The organism is Micromonospora sp. CPCC 205558 (assembly GCF_036902955.1).
In the GTDB taxonomy this organism is placed as follows: Bacteria; Actinomycetota; Actinomycetes; order Mycobacteriales; family Micromonosporaceae; genus Micromonospora.
The window spans coordinates 214,971-233,012 of the sequence record NZ_JBAKHR010000011.1 but is presented as its reverse complement, the minus strand read 5'-3'; the positions used below and the strand labels follow the sequence as shown (position 1 = coordinate 233,012).

Below are 18,042 nucleotides of genomic sequence, written 5' to 3'. Positions count from 1 at the left end.
TGCGGCGTGCGGCGTGCGGCGTGCGGCGTGCGGCGTGCGGCGTGCGGCGTGCGGCGTGCGGCGACAACAAGAGGAAGGCCGCTGGCCGGCACCCCCGGGTTGCGGGTGCCGGCCAGCGGCCTTCTTGCTGCGGTCTTGCCGTGCGGTGGTGCGGTGGTGCAGGTCAGCTGTTCCAGTACTGGCCGACCAGGTCAGCGGCCTGCTGCTCCCACTGGGCGTAGGCGTCCGGGTAAGCCGACACCTGCACCGTCTGCGCAGCGTCAGTCAGCGGCATGTCCTGCCACCCGTCGACCTGCTTGAGACCCTTCAGGAACGCGGTCGTCGAGTAGGCCGGGTCGGTGATCTGCTCCGGCGTGCCCCAACCCGAGCTCGGGCGCTGCTGGAACAGGCCCAGCGAGTCGTGGTCGTTCATGTCGCCGAGGTGGCCCAGGTTCTCCAGCTTCGACTCCTGCAGGCTCGTCGCGATCGAGATGACCGCGGCCCGCTCGGGCAGGCCGGCCTTCTTCGTCGCGGCGATGATCGCCTTGACGTTGGCGGTCTGCTCGTCGTTGAGGGTGATCCGGGACTGGTCGCCCTGCGGCTTCGGCGCCGACTGCACGGCCACCGCAACGGGCTTGGCATCCACGGCCGGGGTAGCGGCGTGGGCGGCGATCGGGCCGGCGAACACACCACCGGCGAACGCGAGACCAGCAACGGACAGCATGCTTTTACGGAAGATCGTGTTCATGGGGGTAGCTCCTTCGGGGGTAGAACACCCAACCGCCCAACACGGGGGACAAGCGGCCGGGTGTGAGCACCTCGTCCGGCGCTGCACAAACAAAAGGGGGAAAGTCTGGGGGGTGACACCTCAGCGGGCGTCGGGGTCGGCGACCCCACGGGCGGGAGGCTCGTGGCGCCGGGTCCCTGTATAACGACCGCCGGGCCAGGGTCATTCCGGGGTTAGCCCATCCCGTCGGGCACCCGAAGGTGCCTGTGGTCGGTCGTGGGGACTGCAACGACAGGGCCGTGGTTGGCATTCCGACCTGCGCGACCAGCCCTCAGGGAGCGGGCGGCGAGTCGGTGGTGCTGCGATCGTCAGGATGTGTAACGGCCCCGACCCGGCCATGATTCCGGCCCACGAGTGCACCCGACCACACCCCACAAACACCCACGACTAGACAAAGGTTACGTACCTCGCAGCAGCCTAGGCCCTACGCCTGGCCTGAATGCCCCAGACCCGACAAACCCCTCAAGCGGGTCGTCGCTGCTTGGCCCACGACCGCGCACTCGGCTCGATCCACTCGGGGTCATTGAAGTCGGGGCATCCGGGCGGATGGGCCGCCCCGGCACCAAAGAAACCCGTTTGATCATGAGCGTGTCGTCGGCGGGGGCCCTGGCCACGCCGAACCGCATGAGAACGCACGAAACCGCGCCCCTGGGCCGGGGCGCGGTTTCGCGGATGTATGGGTCGGTCAGGCGACCTTGCGTTGAGCCGGGACGGTCGACTTGTGCGGGCGGCCCAGGCGGGCCTCCAGCCGCGCGACGTCGACCCGGGCGTGCCGGCGGTCTGCCAGGTCCTCCCAGCCGACTGCGAGCAGCCGCAGGCGTTCCGACTCGCTGAAGCCGCCCCAGACGCCGTACGGCTCGCGTACCGACAGTGCGTGGGCGGCGCATTCGGCGCGAACGGGGCAGGTGCGGCAGACGGCCTTGGCGGAGGACTCGCGACGCAGCCGGGATGAGCCTCGCTCGCCGTCGGGGTGGAAGAACTGTGCGCTGTCGCGCCCTCGGCAGGCACCGAGTCGCTGCCAGTCCCAGAGATCGACGATGGGTCCGGGCAGTCTACGTACGTTCGACATCAGCACCCCTCCTCCCGCGCGGCTCCGCGAGAATCCTTGATGGCCGGCGTCCGGGCGGCGGGCCGCGCAGGCGCACCGTTCCGGCCTGGATCTCCCGGTACCCGGGCTGTCGTCAACTCACACGTCTGTGATCGAAAACCTCCGGAAAATTGCGGCTTTCGACCTATCTGTCGGAAAAGTTCGAACGATTGCCGGGAACCACCTCCCCAGCCGACCGCGTCATGGTCTGCTCGTTGGCGGAGAGGAGACCACAGTGCGTACCGTTCTTGTGTGCGTTCGGACACCACTCGCGGCCCAGCACCTTACTTCTGCTGCCGCGCGGTTGGGGTTGTCCGCGATCGTTCGTACCGCCGTCTCTGATCCCGAGGTGATGCTGCGGCTAGCCGAGCGGCCGGCCGACGTGGTCCTGGCCGACACGGCCCTCACCCGGCCGGACAGCGCCGGCTTCGTCCGTCGGGTGTTGGCCCGGGCGCCGCAGGCGGCGGTGCTGCTGCTCGGCACCGAGGAGTCCGAGGCCGCGGCGGCCACCATCAGCGCCGGCGCCCGGGGTCTCATTCAGAACGTCGACCACGACCTGACCAGCGCGGTGGCGAAGGCGCTGCTGCTGCTCACCGCCCCCGGCCGTGCCACCCGGCAGCGGCTCACCGATCCGGCCCGCGACGCTGCGGCGGTGGGTGGCTCCGGTCGCTCCGGGCCGTCGCCGCGGGGCTCTGGTGAGCCCGGCTGGGCGGCCACGGCCGCTGACGGGTCGGCCGGTCTGGCGTCGGTGCCGGTGCAGCGGGGCGACGACGAGGCGGAGGCCGGGACCGGGGAGTCGGCGGCGCAGACCGACGCGGCCCGTCCCGTCCCGAACGCCCGACCCAGTCGGGCGTCCATCGGCCTCACTGAGCGTGAGCTTCAGGTGCTGCTCGGCATGGCCGAAGGCAAGAGCAACGCGGAGATCGGCCGGGAGCTGTTCGTCTCGGAGGACACCGTCAAGACGCACGCCCGCCGGTTGTTCCGCAAGCTTGGTGCCCGGGATCGGGCGCACGCGGTGGCGGCGGGGTTCCGCGCCGGTCTGGTCGCCTGACGTCCGGGCCGCGCGGTGCCCGCCGCGCGACGTCCGCGCCGCGCGGTGCCCGCCGCGCGCGGTGTCACTTGGTGGCGGTCGGGGCGCCCGGCTCGTCCTCGGTGCCCTCGGACAGGGTGTCGTGCACCCCGTCGGCGTACCCTCGGGCGTAGTCCCAGGTCACATAGTGATCCGGGTCAGGGTCGTACGCGGGCTCGTGCACCCGGGGTCGACCGGAGTTGAGCAGGTGCCGCAGGTTGCCGCGGAGCAGGTCCCAGTCGAAGTAGTGCGGCTCCCGGCAGTCCTCGCATTCGATCACCAGCCCGCGGACCCCGATCGGGGCCAGCAGAGCCTGGTAGATCTCCAGGTCGGCGAGGTCTTCCAGCACATCCTGCCGCTCGACGTCGGTCAGCGGATCCGGCGTCGCGTCATCGCCCGGGTCATCCAGACCCGCAGTCGGATCGGCCGGGTCGCCATTGAACGGGTCGATGGGCTCGTCGTGCACCCCCTCACCGTAGACCCAACGCGGCGGGAACGTCCGCCCCCCGGCCTCCGCGCCGAGCCGGCCCGCCACGGACGGGTCGCCCAGCTCACTGGGTACGATGAGGCGACGTGCCGGCATCGTGGCGCGCTCCGGTGCCCGCCCGCGCCACCTCGCTGAAGCCCATCCGAGCAGCTCAGGGGAGCAATCGTGGAAAATTCGCCCAGCAACGATCTTCCGGCCGGCGTCGAGCACGCCGACCTGGGCGGCCACCTGCCTGAGCTGCCGGCCGGCTCCGCCCGGGTGGTTCCGCTCGGTCTGACCTTCGACGACGTGCTGCTTCAGCCGGGCGAGTCGGACGTGGTGCCCAGCCGGGTCAACACCCGGACGAAGCTCACCCGCAACATCGAGTTGTCCATTCCGCTGCTGTCCAGCGCGATGGACACGGTGACCGAGGCCCGGATGGCGATCGCCATGGCCCGGCAGGGCGGCATCGGTGTGCTGCACCGCAACCTCTCCATGGAGGACCAGGCACTCCAGGTCGACCTGGTCAAGCGCTCCGAGTCCGGCATGATCACCAACCCGGTGACCGCCAGCCCGAACGACTCGCTGCGCGAGGTCGACGAGCTGTGCGGGCGTTACCGCATCTCCGGCGTTCCGGTGGTGGACGGCGACGGCCAGCTGGTGGGCATCGTCACCAACCGGGACATGCGTTTCGTCTCCGAGCCGAACACTCCGGTCCGCGAGATCATGACCCACACTCCGCTGATCACCGCCCGGGTCGGGGTGAGCAAGGACGACGCCCTGGCGCTGCTGCGTCAGCACAAGGTCGAGAAGCTGCCGATCGTCGACGACGCGGGCCGGCTGCGCGGCCTGATCACCGTCAAGGACTTCACCAAGAGCGAGCAGTACCCGGACGCCAGCAAGGACGACGCCGGCCGCCTGCGGGTCGCCGCCGCCATCGGTGTGGGCGAGGACGCCTACAAGCGGGCCCGTGCCCTGGTCGACGCCGGCGTCGACGTGCTGATCGTGGACACCGCGCATGGTCACCAGCGGGCCGTGCTGGACATGGTCCGCCGGCTCAAGGCCGACGTCACGGTCGACATCATGGGCGGCAACGTGGCCACGTACGCCGGCGCGAAGGCGCTGGTCGACGCTGGCGCCGACGGCGTCAAGGTGGGCGTGGGGCCGGGCGCGATCTGCACCACCCGGATCGTCGCCGGGGTCGGCGTGCCGCAGGTGACCGCGATCATGGAGGCGGCCCGGGCCGCCCGCCCGGCCGGCGTGCCGGTGATCGGTGACGGCGGCATCCAGTATTCCGGTGACATCGCCAAGGCCCTGGTGGCTGGCGCCGACACGGTGATGCTCGGCAGCCTGTTGGCCGGCTGCGAGGAGAGCCCCGGCGAGCTGATCTTCGTCAACGGCAAGCAGTTCAAGACGTACCGCGGGATGGGGTCGCTCGGCGCGATGCAGTCCCGGGGCCAGGCCAAGTCGTACAGCAAGGACCGCTACTTCCAGCAGGACGTGCTCAGCGACGACAAGCTGGTCCCGGAGGGCGTGGAGGGCCAGGTGCCCTACCGGGGGCCGCTCTCCCGGGTGGCCCACCAGCTGGTCGGCGGTCTGCGACTGGCCATGGGGTACGCCGGTGCGGAGAACATCCCCGATCTGCACCGCCGGGGCCAGCTCATTCGGATCACCGCGGCTGGCCTGAAGGAGAGCCACCCGCACGACATCCAGATGACCGTCGAGGCGCCCAACTACCACACCCGCTGACCCACCACCCCCAACCACCTGGAGTCCCCCATGCGTGACGTGGTCGAGATCGGGCTGGGCAAGACCGCGCAGCGCGGCTACCACCTGGACGACATCGCCATCGTGCCGAGCCGCCGCACCCGGGACGTCGACGACGTCTCGACGTCCTGGCAGCTCGACGCGTATCCGTTCGGCATTCCGTGTGTCGGTCACCCCTCCGACGCCACCATGAGCCCGTCCTCGGCGGTGCGCCTCGGTCAGCTCGGCGGCCTCGGCGTGCTCAACGTCGAGGGGCTCTGGACCCGCTACGAGAACCCGACGAAGGTGTTGGACGAGCTGGCCGGCCTCGACGAGGAGGCGCGCGCCACCAAGCGGCTGCAAGAGGTGTACGCCGAGCCGATCCGCCCGGACCTGATCGCGGAGCGGGTCCGCGAGCTGCGCGCCGGGGGCGGCACGGTGGCGGTGCGGGTCTCTCCGCAGCACACCCTCGCGCTGGCGCCGGTGATCCTGGACGCCGGGGTGGACATCCTGGTGATCCAGGGCACCATCGTCTCGGCCGAGCACGTGTCGACCACCGACGAGCCGCTGAACCTCAAGGAGTTCATCGCCGACCTCGACCTGCCGGTGATCGTCGGTGGCTGCACCGACTACAAGACGGCGCTGCACCTGATGCGTACCGGCGCGGCCGGGGTGATCGTGGGCATCGGTGGCGACGAGTGGTCGACCACCGAGTCGGTGCTGGGCATCCGGGTGCCGATGGCCACCGCGATCGCCGACGCCGCGGCGGCCCGCCGGGACTACCTGGATGAGACCGGCGGCCGGTACGTGCACCTGATCGCCGACGGTGACATCCAGACCTCGGGCGACATCGCGAAGGCGCTGGGCTGCGGCGCGGACGCGGTGATGCTCGGTGAGCCGCTGTCGCTCTGCGACGAGGCCCCCGCCGGTGGCGCCTGGTGGCACTCGGCGGCGAGCCACCCGTCGCTGCCCCGGGGCGCCTTCGAGGTCTCCGGTGAGCCGCTGGGGTCGATGGAGCAGTTGCTCTTCGGGCCGGCGGACGAGGCCGACGGTCAGCTCAACCTGTTCGGCGGGCTGCGTCGGGCGATGGCCAAGTGCGGTTATCGCGACCTGAAGGAGTTCCAGAAGGTCGGTCTGGTCCTCGACCGCTGACCGATCCGTCAGAGACATGAAGGCCGGCCCCGCACTGGTGCGGGGCCGGCCTTCGTCGCGTTCAGCGCGGAGTCACTTCTCCAGGTAGATGGTCAGGTCGGACATGTTGCGGTAGCTGGTCGCCGCGAAGTCGAGCGACTGGCCCCTGTTGTCGGTGCCGCCCGGGGCGGTGTCCATCTCCCAGTTGGCGTGGTGGAAGTTGCGCTCGCCGATGGTCTGGAAGAACTGCTGGAAGTTGAGGTCGCCGTCGCCCAGCGGGGTCATCTGGTACCCGTTGGGGACGCTGGTGTCCCGGTCACCGTCCTTGGCGTGGAAGAGCGGGAACCGGGTGGTCCGGTCGGCCACGGTGAGGATCGGGTCGAACAGGTCGGTGACCTCCTGGCCGGCCGGGTTGACGTACTTCTGGTGCTTGTAGCGGGCCACGTAGGCCCAGTAGATGTCCAGCTCGAAGAAGACGTACCGCGGGTCGGTGATCTCGAAGAAGTACTCCAGCCGGCGGATGCCGGAGGACCGGGTCTGCCGGCCCTGCGCGTCGCGCGGGCCCCGGTCGATGAGGAAGCTGTACGCGGCGTCGTGGTTGTGCGTGTAGAGCCGCATGCCCCGGGCCTTGGCCTGCCGGCCCAGCTCGTTCCAGATGTCCGCGGCGGCGTCCCACTCGGCCTTGTACGGGCTGCTGGTCGGGTCGCTGCCGGTGCCGATGTTCTTCATGCCGAGTTCCTCGGCGATGTCCAGCTGTTGCTGGAAGGTGGCCGGCTGGATCGTGGCGTGGGTGCCGTTGGCCACCAGACCGTTGTCGTCGAGGATCTTGCGGATCTCGGCGGGGGTGATCTGTCGGCCCAGGATCTCGGTGCTCTGGGTGTAGCCGGCGAACTCGATCTCCTTGTAGCCGATTTCGGCGAGTCGGGCGAGGACGCGCTCGAAGCCGTACGGCACTCCGCTGTCGTCGGGCGCGGCGGTGATCCGGTCGCGGACGCTGTAGAGGATGATGCCGCGGTTCTTGGCCGGGATCAGCGGCTCGACCCGCAGTTTGCTCGCCTTGCCGGGGTGGGCGAGCGCGGGGGCGCCGGTGGCGAGGACGGGTAGGCCGGCCGCGCCGATCGCGGCGGCGGCGCCTGCGGACGCGGCGAGCAGGGATCGACGGCTGAGTCGGTTGGTGGGGGTGGCGTCGGGGGCGGTGTGGTCTGGCATGGTTCCACCTTTCGCGACGGTGGTCGGAGCCAGACACTAACGTCGGTCTAAGTCGAAAGAAAGGTCCGATCATGGGCAGCTTTCGTTTGATCCGACGAAAGTCACTGATGATCGTCGATACGGGCCGCGTGGACGGTGATGCTGACTACGCTCGTCCTGACCGGAAGGCCGCAGGAAACCGGAGTGCCGCAGGAGGGGTGGGCATGGTCCTGACCGGACGGAGACTGAGCGTCGCCGCCGCGCTGACCTGCGCACTCGGGCTGGTCGCGACCGGTTGCACGGGCGACGACCGCGACGGCTTCCGGCCCGGCGCGGCCGACGTCGGCGACCCCTACGTGCCGGGGCACGGCAACGGTGGCTACGACGTCTCGCACTACGGCCTTGACGTCCGCTACGACCCGGCGACCGACCGGCTGACCGGTCGAGCCGTCATCAGGGCCACCGCCACCCAGGACCTGTCCCGGTTCAATCTGGACCTGGTCGGTCTGGAGGTCGGCGCTGTCAGAGTGGGCGACGCGGCGGCCGACCACCGACGCGGCGACGGCGAGTTGGTGGTGACGCCCCGCGACGGCCTGTCGCGTGGTCGGCAGTTCACCGTGACCGTCGACTACGCGGGCGTACCCACGGCCGTCGACGACGGGGCGTTGGGCAGCGGCGGTTTCCTGCACACCGCCGACGGCGCGGTAGCGCTCGGCCAGCCCGACTCGGCCGCCACCTGGTTTCCGGTCAACGACCACCCGTCGGACAAGGCCACCTACGACCTGGCGGTGACCGTCCCGGACGGCCTGGCCGCGTTGAGCAACGGCGTGCCCGGGCCGAAGAGCAGCGCCGACGGCTGGACCACCTGGCGCTGGTCGGAGCGCACCCCGATGGCCAGCTATCTGAGCACGCTCGTGATCGGTGACTACCGGGTGGTTACCGGCACGCACGCCGGCCGGCCGATGGTCACGGCGGTGGCCGCGAGCCTGCCGGCAACCGGCGGAGCGGCCACCTCGCTGGCCCGCACCGGCGCGATCGTCGACTTCCTGGCCAGCCGCTTCGGCCCTTACCCGTTCGACTCGTACGGGGGGATCGTGATCGCCGACGACCGGGTCGGGTACGCCCTGGAGACCCAGTCCCGGCCGGTCTACGGGCCTGGCTTCTTCTCCGACGACCAGCCGAACCCGGGCGTCGTCGCACACGAGCTGGCGCACCAGTGGTTCGGCGACAGCGTGTCACTGACCAGGTGGAGCGACATCTGGCTCAACGAGGGCTTCGCCAGCTACGCCGAGTGGCTGTGGGAGGAACACGACGGCGGTCGGAGCGCCCAGCACAACTTCGAGATCCAGTACGCGTCGACCGACTGGGCGCAGCCGTCGGTCGAGCCGGGCCGGGAGCAGATGTTCGGCACGGCCGTCTACAAGCGCGGGGCGCTCGCCGTACACGCGCTGCGCCGGACCGTCGGTGACGACGTCTTCTTCCGCATCCTGCGCACCTGGACCACGGAGCGGGCGGGAGGCAACGCGACCACCGCGGACCTCGTCTCGCTGGCCGAGCGGGTCGCCCAGCGGCAACTGCGTCCGCTCTTCGACGCCTGGTTGGTGGGTGGAGCGGCCCCCACACTGCCGTGATCCGACCCGGCTGCCCGGTCGATATGCTGCCGCCTGTGAACGGCGGGTAGGCGCCCGTTCGCGCGGAGCGGCACAGGCCGTGACCGGCAACCGTGCGGAGAGGGTGTGGGATGCGGGGGACGCGAGACAGACTGCGCATGGGTGCCGGCCTGCTGGTGGCCGGTGCGCTCGCACTGTCCGGATGCGACTCGACGGGCCCGGCCACGGCGCAGCCACCGAGCGCGTCCCCCACACCGGCGCGGACCTTCACCGCGGGTGCCGACGGAGTCGGCGACACGTACTTCCCGACCTACGGCAACGGCGGCTACGACGTCGGCCGGTACACGGTGAAGGTGCGCTACGACCCGGCCAAGGACCAGTTGACGGGTACGACCACCGTGCGGGCCACCGCGACCGCCGACCTGTCGACGTTCAACCTCGACCTGGCCGGCCTGACCGTCAGCGCGGTCACCGTGGACGGCGCACCGGCGACCCACAGCCGCAAGCGCAACGAGCTGGTGATCAAGCCGGCCTCCGGCCTGATCAACGGCAACGGGTTCGTCGCCGAGATCACCTACGCCGGTAAGCCGAAGCCGCTGAGGAACGAGACGCTCGGTGACGGCGGCTTCCTGCACACCGCCGACGGTGCCATCGCGCTGGGTCAGCCCGAGTCGGCCAGCACCTGGTTCCCGGTCAACGACCACCCGTCGGACAAGGCGGCGTACGACTTCGAGGTCACCGTTCCGGACGGCCTGACCGCGATCAGCAACGGCGTTCCCGGCGGGAAGGCCAGCTCGGGCGGTTGGACCACCTGGAAGTGGTCGGAGAAGTCGCCGATGGCCAGCTATCTGAGCACGCTGGTGATCGGCAAGTTCCGGATCACCACGGGCGAGCACAAGGGCCGCCCGGTCTACAGCGCGGTCACCACCACCGAGGCCAAGGGGAGCGCGGACGCGTCCATCGCGCGGACCGTCGAGGTGGCCGACTACCTGGAGAGCGTGTTCGGGCCGTACCCGTTCGACGCGTACGGCGGGGTGGTGATCTCCGACCGCCGGATCTCCTACGCGCTGGAGACGCAGAGCCGACCGGTCTACGCGGCGAGCTTCTTCCGGCGGGGCGAGAACACCGAGGTCGTCGCGCACGAGCTGGCCCACCAGTGGTTCGGCGACAGCGTCGCGTTGGCCAAGTGGGAGGACATCTGGCTCAACGAGGGCTTCGCGACGTACGCGGAGTGGCTGTGGGCCGAGCACACCAAGGCGTACACCGCCAAGGAAGCGTTCAACAGCCGGTACGTCGAGCTGTCCGCGCAGGTGTGGAGGACACCGCCGGGCAAGCCGGGAGTGGACAAGCTGTTCAGCGAGTCGGTCTACCAGCGCGGCGGCATGACCCTGCACGCCCTGCGGGTGGCCGTCGGCGACAAGGCGTTCTTCGAGATCGTCAAGACCTGGGCGGCGGAGAAGCGCAACGGCACCGCCACCACGGCCGAGTTCGTGGCCCTGGCCGAGCGGATCTCCGGCAAGCAGCTCGACGCGCTCTTCGACGACTGGCTCTACGGCACCGAGAAGCCCGCCCTGCCCAAGCGGCTCTGAGCTGCGGTCAGTTCTTGACCACCAGCTTGGGGTGGGCGGCCAGGTACGCGTCGGCGCGGCCGGCCCGCAACTCGGTGAGGAACTTGCGGCCCTCGGCGGTCAGCTGTTCACCCCGGTAGGCGCTGCCCTTGCCGACCCCGGAACCGGGCAGCCCAACCAGCGTGAAACGGTTCTCCGGCAATCCACTGAGGGCGTACGCGATGTCGACGATCCGGCGCCCACCGACGTAGACCAGCGTGTCGCCCAGCGCGGAGACCACCTGGTCGACCCGCTCCGGTTGCCGGGCCAGGCCCTCGTCCAGGATCTTGCGGGTCATCGCCCGGATCAGCTGCTGCTGGTGACGCTGCCGCGCGTAGTCGCCGCCGGTGATGTAGCGCTGCCGCGCGTAGTCCAGCGCCTGCCAGCCGTTGAGGTGCCGATCGCCCTTCTCGTAGACCTGCTGCGGCCCGGTGTACCCGCCCGGCGCGCTCTCCCGGTACTTGCCGTCCGGTCGACGGTGCAGCGAGGCGACCCGCTGGTCGACGTAGATGTCGACCCCGCCCAGGGCGTCGACCAGCCGGTCGAACCCGTTGAACGTGAGCACCGCGCCCGCGTCGATGCGCAGCCCGGTGTAACCGCTGACCGTGCTGCGCAGCAGCTCGTACCCCTGGGCTGTGCTGGGTTGTTTGGGTTTGCCCGGCACCCGGCTGCCGTAGCTCATCGCGTGGGTGAGCTTGGTCTTGCCGCCCTTGTAGCCGGCCTTCGGGAACGCCGGGATGTCCACCAGCAGGTCGCGGGGGAGCGAGAAGAGGTACGCCCGATCCAGTCCCTTGGGTACGTGCAGCACCAGCACGGCGTCGGAGTGCGGCTCCCACCCGGGCACGCTGACCCGGGTGTCCACACCGACCAGCAGCAGGTTGAGCGGGCCGGTGATGTCCGCGCCCGGCGGTGGACCACTGGGGCTCGGCGTCGGCGTGCCGACCGGCGACGGGGTCGGTGAGCCGGCCACCGGAGCGCCGCCGGGCTTGTTGTCCCCGGTCAGCCGGGTGATCACCACCGCGCCGGCCGCGATCAGCGCGACCGCGGCGAGGGCCGTCAGCCCCAGCAGCAACCACCGTCGGCGCGGTGCCATCGACCCGAGAACCATCCTGGATTCCTTCCACCCGTCCGGTGAACAACGCTCCGACGGGTGCTCCGGGTTGCGGCCGGGAGGCGCCGGGTCGGTCGGCCGGAGCATGATCGCGCAAAAGTGCCGCTGGCGCGAGGGCTATTCACGAGTAATGATGCGTCCATGCGGTACGACGTGGTAGTCATCGGCTCCGGCTTCGGGGGCAGCGTCACCGCGCTCCGACTGGCCGAGAAGGGTTACTCGGTAGCGGTGCTGGAAGCCGGCCGCCGCTTCGCCGACGACGAGTTCCCGCAGACGTCCTGGCGGTTTCGCCGGTTCCTCTGGGCGCCCAAGCTGGGCTGCTACGGCATCCAACGGCTCACCCTGCTCCGGCCCGCCGACCGACGCACCGGCGGCGGGGTGCTCGTGCTCTCCGGAGCCGGGGTGGGCGGCGGTTCGCTGGTCTACGCGAACACCCTCTACGAACCGCTGCCGGCCTTCTACAACGACCCGCAGTGGCGCGACATCACCGACTGGCGCGACGAGTTGGCCCGCCACTACGACCAGGCGAAACGGATGCTCGGCGTCACCACGTACCCCGTGCACACCGGCGCGGACCGGGCCATGCGCGCGGTGGCCGAGCGGATGGGGGTGGGGCACACCTTCCACGCCACCCCGGTGGGCGTGCACATCGGCCAGCCCGGCCAGCGGGTGGCCGACCCGTACTTCGGCGGTGCCGGCCCGGAACGCACCGGCTGCCGGCACTGCGGATCGTGCATGACCGGCTGCCGGCACGGGGCGAAGAACACGCTGGTCAAGAACTACCTCTGGCTCGCCGAACGGCTCGGGGTCACGGTCCGCCCGTTGACCACGGTGACCGCTGTCCGGCCCGCCGACGGCGGCGGGTACCAGGTGCACACCGAACGCACCGGCGCCTGGCTGCGCAAGGCTCGGCAGGTCATCCACGCCGACCAGGTGGTCTTCGCCGCCGGGGCGCTCGGCACCCAGCGGCTGCTGCACGCGATGCGGGCCGACGCGGCGCTACCCGGGCTCTCGCCCCGCCTCGGTGAGCTGACCCGGACCAACTCGGAGGCGATCCTCGGCGCCTCGGTGCCCCGGCAACGGGCCCGGTCCGAGCGGTTGGACTACACCGAGGGGGTGGCCATCACCAGCTCGTTCCACCCCGACCCGCAGACGCACATCGAGCCGGTCCGCTACGGGCGCGGCTCCAACGCGATGGGGCTGCTCCAGTCGCTGCTGGTCGACGGCGGCCCGCACCGCGTACGCCGCTGGCTGGGCAGCATCGTGCGGCAGCCCCGGTTGGCAGCCCGGATGCTGTCGGTCCGTGGCTGGTCGGAGCGAACGGTGATCGCCCTGGTCATGCAGTCCGTGGACAACTCGCTGACCACCCGCTGGCGGCGTGGCCCTCTCGGCCGCCGGCTGGTCACCGGGCCGGGCCACGGCACGCCCAGCCCGACCTGGATCCCGGCCGGCAACACCGCGGCCCGAATGCTCGCCGACGAGATCGGCGGCACCGCCGGCGGTTCGCTCACCGAACCCTTCGACATCCCGGTGACCGCGCACATCCTGGGCGGGACGGTCATCGGGGCGACCCCGGCCGACGGGGTGATCGACCCCTGGCACCGGGTGTACGGGCACGCCGGGCTGCACGTGGTCGACGGCGCCGCCGTCTCTGCCAACCTGGGCGTGAACCCCTCCCTGACGATCACCGCCCAGGCGGAACGAGCGATGTCCTTCTGGCCCAACAAGGGGGAAAAGGACCCCCGCCCACCCCTCGCCACCCCGTACCGCCGCCTCGCCCCCGTACCCCCGAACAACCCGGCAGTCCCCCCGAACGCCCCCGGCGCGCTGCGACAGTGACCCGCCGCCACTTCCGCGATCTTGCACTTTCGGTCGTCGTTACGCGGCATTCGTGGCCTTTGTCGGCACAGAAAGTGCAAGATCGCGGGAAGTGGGGCTTCTGGCGAGCCGGTGCCGGGGGCGGCGGTGACTGTCGGTAGGCTTCGTGCACATGAGCCTGCCTCGCCCCGTCCTTGTGGTGGACTTCGGAGCCCAGTACGCCCAGCTCATCGCCCGTCGGGTCCGTGAGGCGAAGGTCTACTCCGAGATCGTGCCGCACTCGATGCCGATCGCCGAGATGCTGGCGAAGAACCCCGCCGCGATCATCCTCTCCGGGGGCCCGGCCAGCGTCTACGCCCCGGGCGCACCGCAGATCGACGCGGGCGTGTTCAGCGCCGACGTGCCGGTCTTCGGCATCTGCTACGGCTTCCAGGCGATGGCCCAGGCGCTCGGCGGCACGGTCACCAGGACCGGTAACCGCGAGTACGGCGGCACCCCGCTGCGCCCCCGCCTCCTCGACCCCGGTGTGCTGCTGCGTGACCTGCCGGCGGACCTGCCGGTGTGGATGAGCCACGGCGACTGCGTCACCGAGGCGCCCGAGGGCTTCACGGTGACCGCCGAGTCGGCGGGCGCCCCGGTCGCCGCATTCGAGGACCTGGCCGGGCGGCGGGCCGGCGTGCAGTTCCACCCGGAGGTCGGGCACACCGCGCACGGCCAGGAGATGCTGACCCGCTTCCTCTACGACATCGCCGGCATCGAGCCGACCTGGACGCCCGAGAACATCATCGACGAGCAGGTCGCCCGGATCCGCGCCCAGATCGGTGACAAGGAGGTCATCTGTGGCCTCTCCGGCGGGGTGGACTCGGCGGTCGCCGCGGCGCTGGTGCACAAGGCAGTCGGTGACCAGCTCACCTGCGTCTTCGTCGATCACGGTCTGCTGCGCGCCGGTGAGGCCGAGCAGGTGGAGAAGGACTACGTCGCCGCCACCGGCATCAAGCTGAAGGTGGTCGACGCCGCCGACCGGTTCCTGGGCGCGCTCGCCGGGGTGACCGACCCGGAGCAGAAGCGCAAGATCATCGGCCGGGAGTTCATCCGGGTCTTCGAGGCCGCGGCCCGCGAGATCGCCGCGCACGGCGACGTCGAGTTCCTCGTCCAGGGCACCCTCTACCCCGACGTGGTGGAATCCGGCGGCGGCACCGGCACCGCCAACATCAAGAGCCACCACAACGTCGGCGGCCTCCCGGAGGACCTGAAGTTCGCGCTGGTCGAGCCGCTGCGCACCCTGTTCAAGGACGAGGTCCGAGCGCTCGGCCTCCAGTTGGGCCTGCCCGAGGCGATGGTCTGGCGGCACCCGTTCCCCGGCCCCGGCCTCGCCATCCGGATCATCGGCGCGGTCGACCAGGAGCGCCTCGACCTGCTCCGCCAGGCTGACCTGATCGCCCGCGAGGAGTTGACCGCCGCCGGCCTCGACCGCGGCGTGTGGCAGTTCCCGGTGGTGCTGCTCGCCGACGTGCGCAGCGTCGGCGTGCAGGGAGACGGGCGCAGCTACGGGCACCCCGTGGTGCTGCGCCCGGTCTCCAGCGAGGACGCGATGACCGCCGACTGGTCCCGCCTGCCCTACGACGTGGTGGCCCGGATCTCCACCCGGATCACCAACGAGGTCGCCGAGGTCAACCGGGTGGTCCTGGACGTCACCAGCAAGCCGCCGGGCACCATCGAGTGGGAGTGAGCGCCGCTCAGGCTGCCGGTGGCGTGCTGGACGGGGTCGTCGGCGGGTAGGGCGGCGTCGGGGCGTACCCCTGCGGTGGTCCGCCGGGCGCGGGCCCGGCGGTGGGCGGCGGGCCGTGCTGCGGCGCGACGCCCGCGGCGTGCGGCCAGGCCGGCGCGCCGGTGGGCTCCTCCGGCATCAGGAACCACATGATCGGGTACGCGAACAGCGCGAGCCCGCCGGTGAGCAGGCCGGTGACCGCGAAGATCACCCGGACCAGGGTGGGGTCGACGTCGAAGTAGCGGCCGACGCCGCTGGCGACCCCCGCGACCATGCGGTCGGTGGTGGGTCGCCGAAGCTGCTTGTACGGGGCGTGGGGAGCGGTGGTCGATGTCATACCCCCACGGTCCGCGCTGGCGCCCGCCCCGACCTCAGTGACCGCCCGGATCATTACCCTGACCAATCCCTGATCGAGGCCAAACAGTCAGGAATCCGACTCTTTTCCGTTCCGGTAACGCGGCCCGGGGAGAATTTGCTTCCGTGACCACCTTGCTCAAGCCGCTCCGCAGGATCGCGGCATACGCAGTTTGTGCTGATTCCAGCGGCCGAGTCTTGCTGGTCCGCGCCTCGGAGCGCTCCGGCACCCCCGGCGCGTGGTCGCTGCCCGGCGGGGCCGTCGACCACGGCGAGGACCCGAACCACACGGTCGTTCGCGAGACCGCCGCCGAAACCGGCCTCTCGGTCGCCGTCTCCGGCCTGGCCGACGTGCTCGCCGACATGCGGGCCCTTCCGGATCGCGGCATCACCATCCACACCGACCGGCTGATCTACCGGGTGGCCGTGCGCGGCGGCACCCTCGCGGACCGGGTCGGCGAGCGCCCCACCGACCTGGCCCGGTGGTACACCCTCGACGAGGCGCGCGAGCTGCCGCTGCGCTCGTTCACCGCACGTGCCCTCGGGTTGCCCGCCTCCTCGACCGACGTGGTGCCCGACGAGGCACCCGAGTTCCCCTCCTTCTACGCCGTGCCCGGCCCCGACGGGCTGCACCGCGCCCAGCGCTTCGCCGCGTACGCGGTCTGCACCGACCCCGCCGGCCGGGTCCTGCTCACCCGGGTCTCCGACGGCTACCCCGGCGCCGGCTGCTGGCACCTGCCCGGCGGCGGCACCGACTACGGCGAGCAGCCCGGCGCGGCCCTGATCCGAGAATTGGTCGAGGAGACCGGGCAAACCGGTCGCCTCGTCGAACTGCTCGGAGTCGCCAGCCACCGCGACGCCGCCTCGCTCGGCCCCGAGGGTTACCCGATCGACTGGCACGGCGTACGCGCCTTCTACCGGGTCGTTGTCGACCAGCCCAACCCACTGACCGTGGCCGACGTGGGCGGCTCCACCTGCGAGGCCCGCTGGTTCGGCCGCGAGGAGTTGGGCGCTCTCCCCACCGACCGCCTCACCGAGGTGACCGCCGAAGCAGTCCAAGCAGCCCAACTCACCTGACCCCGCCCGTCCCACGACGGGCCGGCGCCCCGCCGTGCCCACGTTCGGCACGGACAGTCGGGGGCTCGGGCGTCGTCCCGCGCGTTTCGCGCCAAGATCGTGCTTGATCCAGGATGTAGTGGCCTCACCGACGGGCCGATGCCACTACATCCTGGATGTTGCGCATCTTGAGTCACTGGCGGTCGTTGGGCGCGTGGGTTTGAGTGGCAAGAGTTCGGGGGGCGAACAAAGGTGCAATTTGCGCGGCGGGTCGGGGTCTATGGGCTTCTGCGGGAATCGGGCCGGGTCCTGGTGGTCCGGGACGGGGTCGAGGGCGAGTTCCCGGGGGTTTGGCGGTTGCCGGGCGGTGCCGTCGGGCATGCCGAGGACCCGGAGCAGGCCGTGGTCCGCGAAGTCGCCGAACAGGTCGGACTGACGGTGACGGTGTCTCGACTGTTCGCGGTGGTCGCCGATGTGGCCATTTCTCCCGAGGACAAGGTCTCGCTGCACACCGACCGGCTGATGTTCGAGCTCAGCGTGCCCCCCGGCGCCCTTTCCCAGGGCGGGCCGCAGGCCGCCGGGGGTGGCGTGGTCGATCGGGCCCGCTGGCTCTTCCCGGCGGAGGCGGCAGAGGTGCCGCTGACCCCGTTCACCGCTGAGGCGCTCGGTCTGCCGGTCACCCCACTGCCGCCCGGGACGCACCGGCCGCAGCACCCGGCTGCGCCGCCGCACCCCGATCGTCGGCTCCGCTTTGGGGCGTACGGGCTGGTCACCGACCCGGCTGGGCGGGTTCTGTTGACCCAGATCGCGGAGGGCTATCCGGGGGCCGGCCTCTGGCATCTGCCCGGCGGTGGCACGGATCACGGTGAGCAGCCGGCCGCCGGGTTGCTCCGGGAGTTGGTCGAGGAGGGCGGTCAGGTGGGCCGGGTAGTGGAACTGCTTGGCGTCAACAACCTGCACAATCCGGCCGCGTACGGGCCGGAAGGCCGGCCGCTGGACTGGCATGGCGTACGGGTGATCTATCGGGTGCTTGTGGACGTACCTACTGACGCCGTGGTCACCGAATCGGCCGGAGGGTCGACGGCGCGGGCGGGGTGGTTCACCCGGGCCGAGGCGGTTGACCTGCCGTTGAGCGACATCGCTGCGATGGCAATCGGACAGAGGGGGCGATAGCACTCGGCCCGTCGAGCCGAGATGGTGACCCTCCGGTACAGTCAAAGGCGGGAATGATGGAGGAAACGGGCGATGAAGCCCGGGATGGGAAC

Annotated in this window: 15 protein-coding genes; 9 read left to right on the top strand and 6 right to left on the bottom strand. The window is 71.0% G+C overall.

What is annotated here, in order from left to right; genetic code table 11:
* Window positions 1–163: 163 nt before the first annotated feature.
* Both V6U86_RS16005 and V6U86_RS16000 read right to left on the bottom strand, forming a co-directional pair.
* On the bottom strand, window positions 164–727 hold the full coding sequence (locus V6U86_RS16005) for a hypothetical protein (protein ID WP_334503851.1): 564 nt from the start codon (window positions 725–727) through the stop codon (window positions 164–166).
* 724 nt (window positions 728–1,451) lie between these two features.
* Window positions 1,452–1,835: a WhiB family transcriptional regulator gene (locus V6U86_RS16000; protein WP_030337862.1), complete on the bottom strand. Its 384-nt coding sequence runs from the start codon at window positions 1,833–1,835 to the stop codon at window positions 1,452–1,454.
* 253 nt (window positions 1,836–2,088) lie between these two features.
* On the opposite strand from V6U86_RS16000, the gene V6U86_RS15995 reads away from it, so the two are divergent.
* Complete coding sequence (locus V6U86_RS15995) at window positions 2,089–2,904, top strand: helix-turn-helix transcriptional regulator (protein WP_334503847.1); 816 nt, start codon at window positions 2,089–2,091, stop codon at window positions 2,902–2,904.
* 64 nt (window positions 2,905–2,968) lie between these two features.
* Here the strand turns inward: V6U86_RS15995 and V6U86_RS15990 are convergent, their stop codons facing one another.
* Entirely contained in the window at window positions 2,969–3,388 is a 420-nt protein-coding gene (locus V6U86_RS15990) for a DUF5319 domain-containing protein (RefSeq protein WP_030337860.1), read from the bottom strand.
* Window positions 3,389–3,574: 186 nt separating this feature from the next.
* On the opposite strand from V6U86_RS15990, the gene guaB reads away from it, so the two are divergent.
* Both guaB and V6U86_RS15980 read left to right on the top strand, forming a co-directional pair.
* A complete protein-coding gene (gene guaB / locus V6U86_RS15985; RefSeq protein ID WP_334503844.1) occupies window positions 3,575–5,137 on the top strand; it encodes an IMP dehydrogenase in 1,563 nt (520 codons plus the stop codon).
* A 30-nt stretch (window positions 5,138–5,167) separates the two neighbouring features.
* Window positions 5,168–6,286, top strand: a complete 1,119-nt coding sequence (locus V6U86_RS15980) for a GuaB3 family IMP dehydrogenase-related protein (RefSeq protein ID WP_124778268.1) — start codon at window positions 5,168–5,170, stop codon at window positions 6,284–6,286.
* Window positions 6,287–6,358: 72 nt separating this feature from the next.
* Here V6U86_RS15980 and V6U86_RS15975 read toward each other — a convergent pair whose 3' ends face one another.
* Window positions 6,359–7,474: a sugar phosphate isomerase/epimerase family protein gene (locus tag V6U86_RS15975; protein ID WP_334503839.1), complete on the bottom strand. Its 1,116-nt coding sequence runs from the start codon at window positions 7,472–7,474 to the stop codon at window positions 6,359–6,361.
* A 203-nt stretch (window positions 7,475–7,677) separates the two neighbouring features.
* On the opposite strand from V6U86_RS15975, the gene V6U86_RS15970 reads away from it, so the two are divergent.
* Window positions 7,678–9,084: a M1 family metallopeptidase gene (locus tag V6U86_RS15970; protein WP_334503836.1), complete on the top strand. Its 1,407-nt coding sequence runs from the start codon at window positions 7,678–7,680 to the stop codon at window positions 9,082–9,084.
* A 110-nt stretch (window positions 9,085–9,194) separates the two neighbouring features.
* Complete coding sequence (locus tag V6U86_RS15965; RefSeq protein ID WP_334503834.1) at window positions 9,195–10,652, top strand: M1 family metallopeptidase; 1,458 nt, start codon at window positions 9,195–9,197, stop codon at window positions 10,650–10,652.
* Between the two features lie 7 nt (window positions 10,653–10,659).
* Here V6U86_RS15965 and V6U86_RS15960 read toward each other — a convergent pair whose 3' ends face one another.
* Window positions 10,660–11,778, bottom strand: coding sequence for an LCP family protein (locus V6U86_RS15960; protein WP_334503832.1), 1,119 nt, complete (start codon window positions 11,776–11,778; stop codon window positions 10,660–10,662).
* Between the two features lie 144 nt (window positions 11,779–11,922).
* Here V6U86_RS15960 and V6U86_RS15955 point away from each other — a divergent pair, with 144 nt between their 5' ends.
* Both V6U86_RS15955 and guaA read left to right on the top strand, forming a co-directional pair.
* Window positions 11,923–13,620, top strand: coding sequence for a GMC family oxidoreductase (locus V6U86_RS15955; protein WP_334503830.1), 1,698 nt, complete (start codon window positions 11,923–11,925; stop codon window positions 13,618–13,620).
* Window positions 13,621–13,771: 151 nt separating this feature from the next.
* The gene (gene guaA, locus V6U86_RS15950; protein WP_334503828.1) at window positions 13,772–15,328 is read left to right on the top strand and encodes a glutamine-hydrolyzing GMP synthase; all 1,557 of its coding nucleotides are present in this window, start codon (window positions 13,772–13,774) and stop codon (window positions 15,326–15,328) included.
* A 7-nt stretch (window positions 15,329–15,335) separates the two neighbouring features.
* On the opposite strand, the gene V6U86_RS15945 is transcribed toward guaA, so the two are convergent.
* Window positions 15,336–15,704 carry a PspC domain-containing protein gene (locus V6U86_RS15945; RefSeq protein ID WP_334503826.1) on the bottom strand — a complete coding sequence of 123 codons (369 nt, stop codon included), beginning with the start codon at window positions 15,702–15,704 and terminating at the stop codon, window positions 15,336–15,338.
* A gap of 143 nt (window positions 15,705–15,847) precedes the next feature.
* On the opposite strand from V6U86_RS15945, the gene V6U86_RS15940 reads away from it, so the two are divergent.
* A complete protein-coding gene (locus tag V6U86_RS15940) occupies window positions 15,848–16,798 on the top strand; it encodes an NUDIX domain-containing protein (RefSeq protein ID WP_334503824.1) in 951 nt (316 codons plus the stop codon).
* Window positions 16,799–17,029: 231 nt separating this feature from the next.
* Window positions 17,030–17,950, top strand: a complete 921-nt coding sequence (locus tag V6U86_RS15935; protein WP_334503822.1) for an NUDIX hydrolase — start codon at window positions 17,030–17,032, stop codon at window positions 17,948–17,950.
* Window positions 17,951–18,042: the final 92 nt, after the last annotated feature.

Bases quoted from the DNA above. Each gene is read 5' to 3' on its own strand.
- V6U86_RS16005 (WP_334503851.1), bottom strand. From the start codon at position 727: ATGAACACGATCTTCCGTAAAAGCATGCTGTCCGTTGCTGGTCTCGCG.
- V6U86_RS16000 (WP_030337862.1), bottom strand. From the start codon at position 1,835: ATGTCGAACGTACGTAGACTGCCCGGACCCATCGTCGATCTCTGGGAC.
- V6U86_RS15980 (WP_124778268.1), top strand. From the start codon at position 5,168: ATGCGTGACGTGGTCGAGATCGGGCTGGGCAAGACCGCGCAGCGCGGC.
- V6U86_RS15975 (WP_334503839.1), bottom strand. From the start codon at position 7,474: ATGCCAGACCACACCGCCCCCGACGCCACCCCCACCAACCGACTCAGC.
- V6U86_RS15970 (WP_334503836.1), top strand. From the start codon at position 7,678: ATGGTCCTGACCGGACGGAGACTGAGCGTCGCCGCCGCGCTGACCTGC.
- V6U86_RS15965 (WP_334503834.1), top strand. From the start codon at position 9,195: ATGCGGGGGACGCGAGACAGACTGCGCATGGGTGCCGGCCTGCTGGTG.
- V6U86_RS15960 (WP_334503832.1), bottom strand. From the start codon at position 11,778: ATGGTTCTCGGGTCGATGGCACCGCGCCGACGGTGGTTGCTGCTGGGG.
- V6U86_RS15955 (WP_334503830.1), top strand. From the start codon at position 11,923: ATGCGGTACGACGTGGTAGTCATCGGCTCCGGCTTCGGGGGCAGCGTC.
- guaA (WP_334503828.1), top strand. From the start codon at position 13,772: ATGAGCCTGCCTCGCCCCGTCCTTGTGGTGGACTTCGGAGCCCAGTAC.
- V6U86_RS15945 (WP_334503826.1), bottom strand. From the start codon at position 15,704: ATGACATCGACCACCGCTCCCCACGCCCCGTACAAGCAGCTTCGGCGA.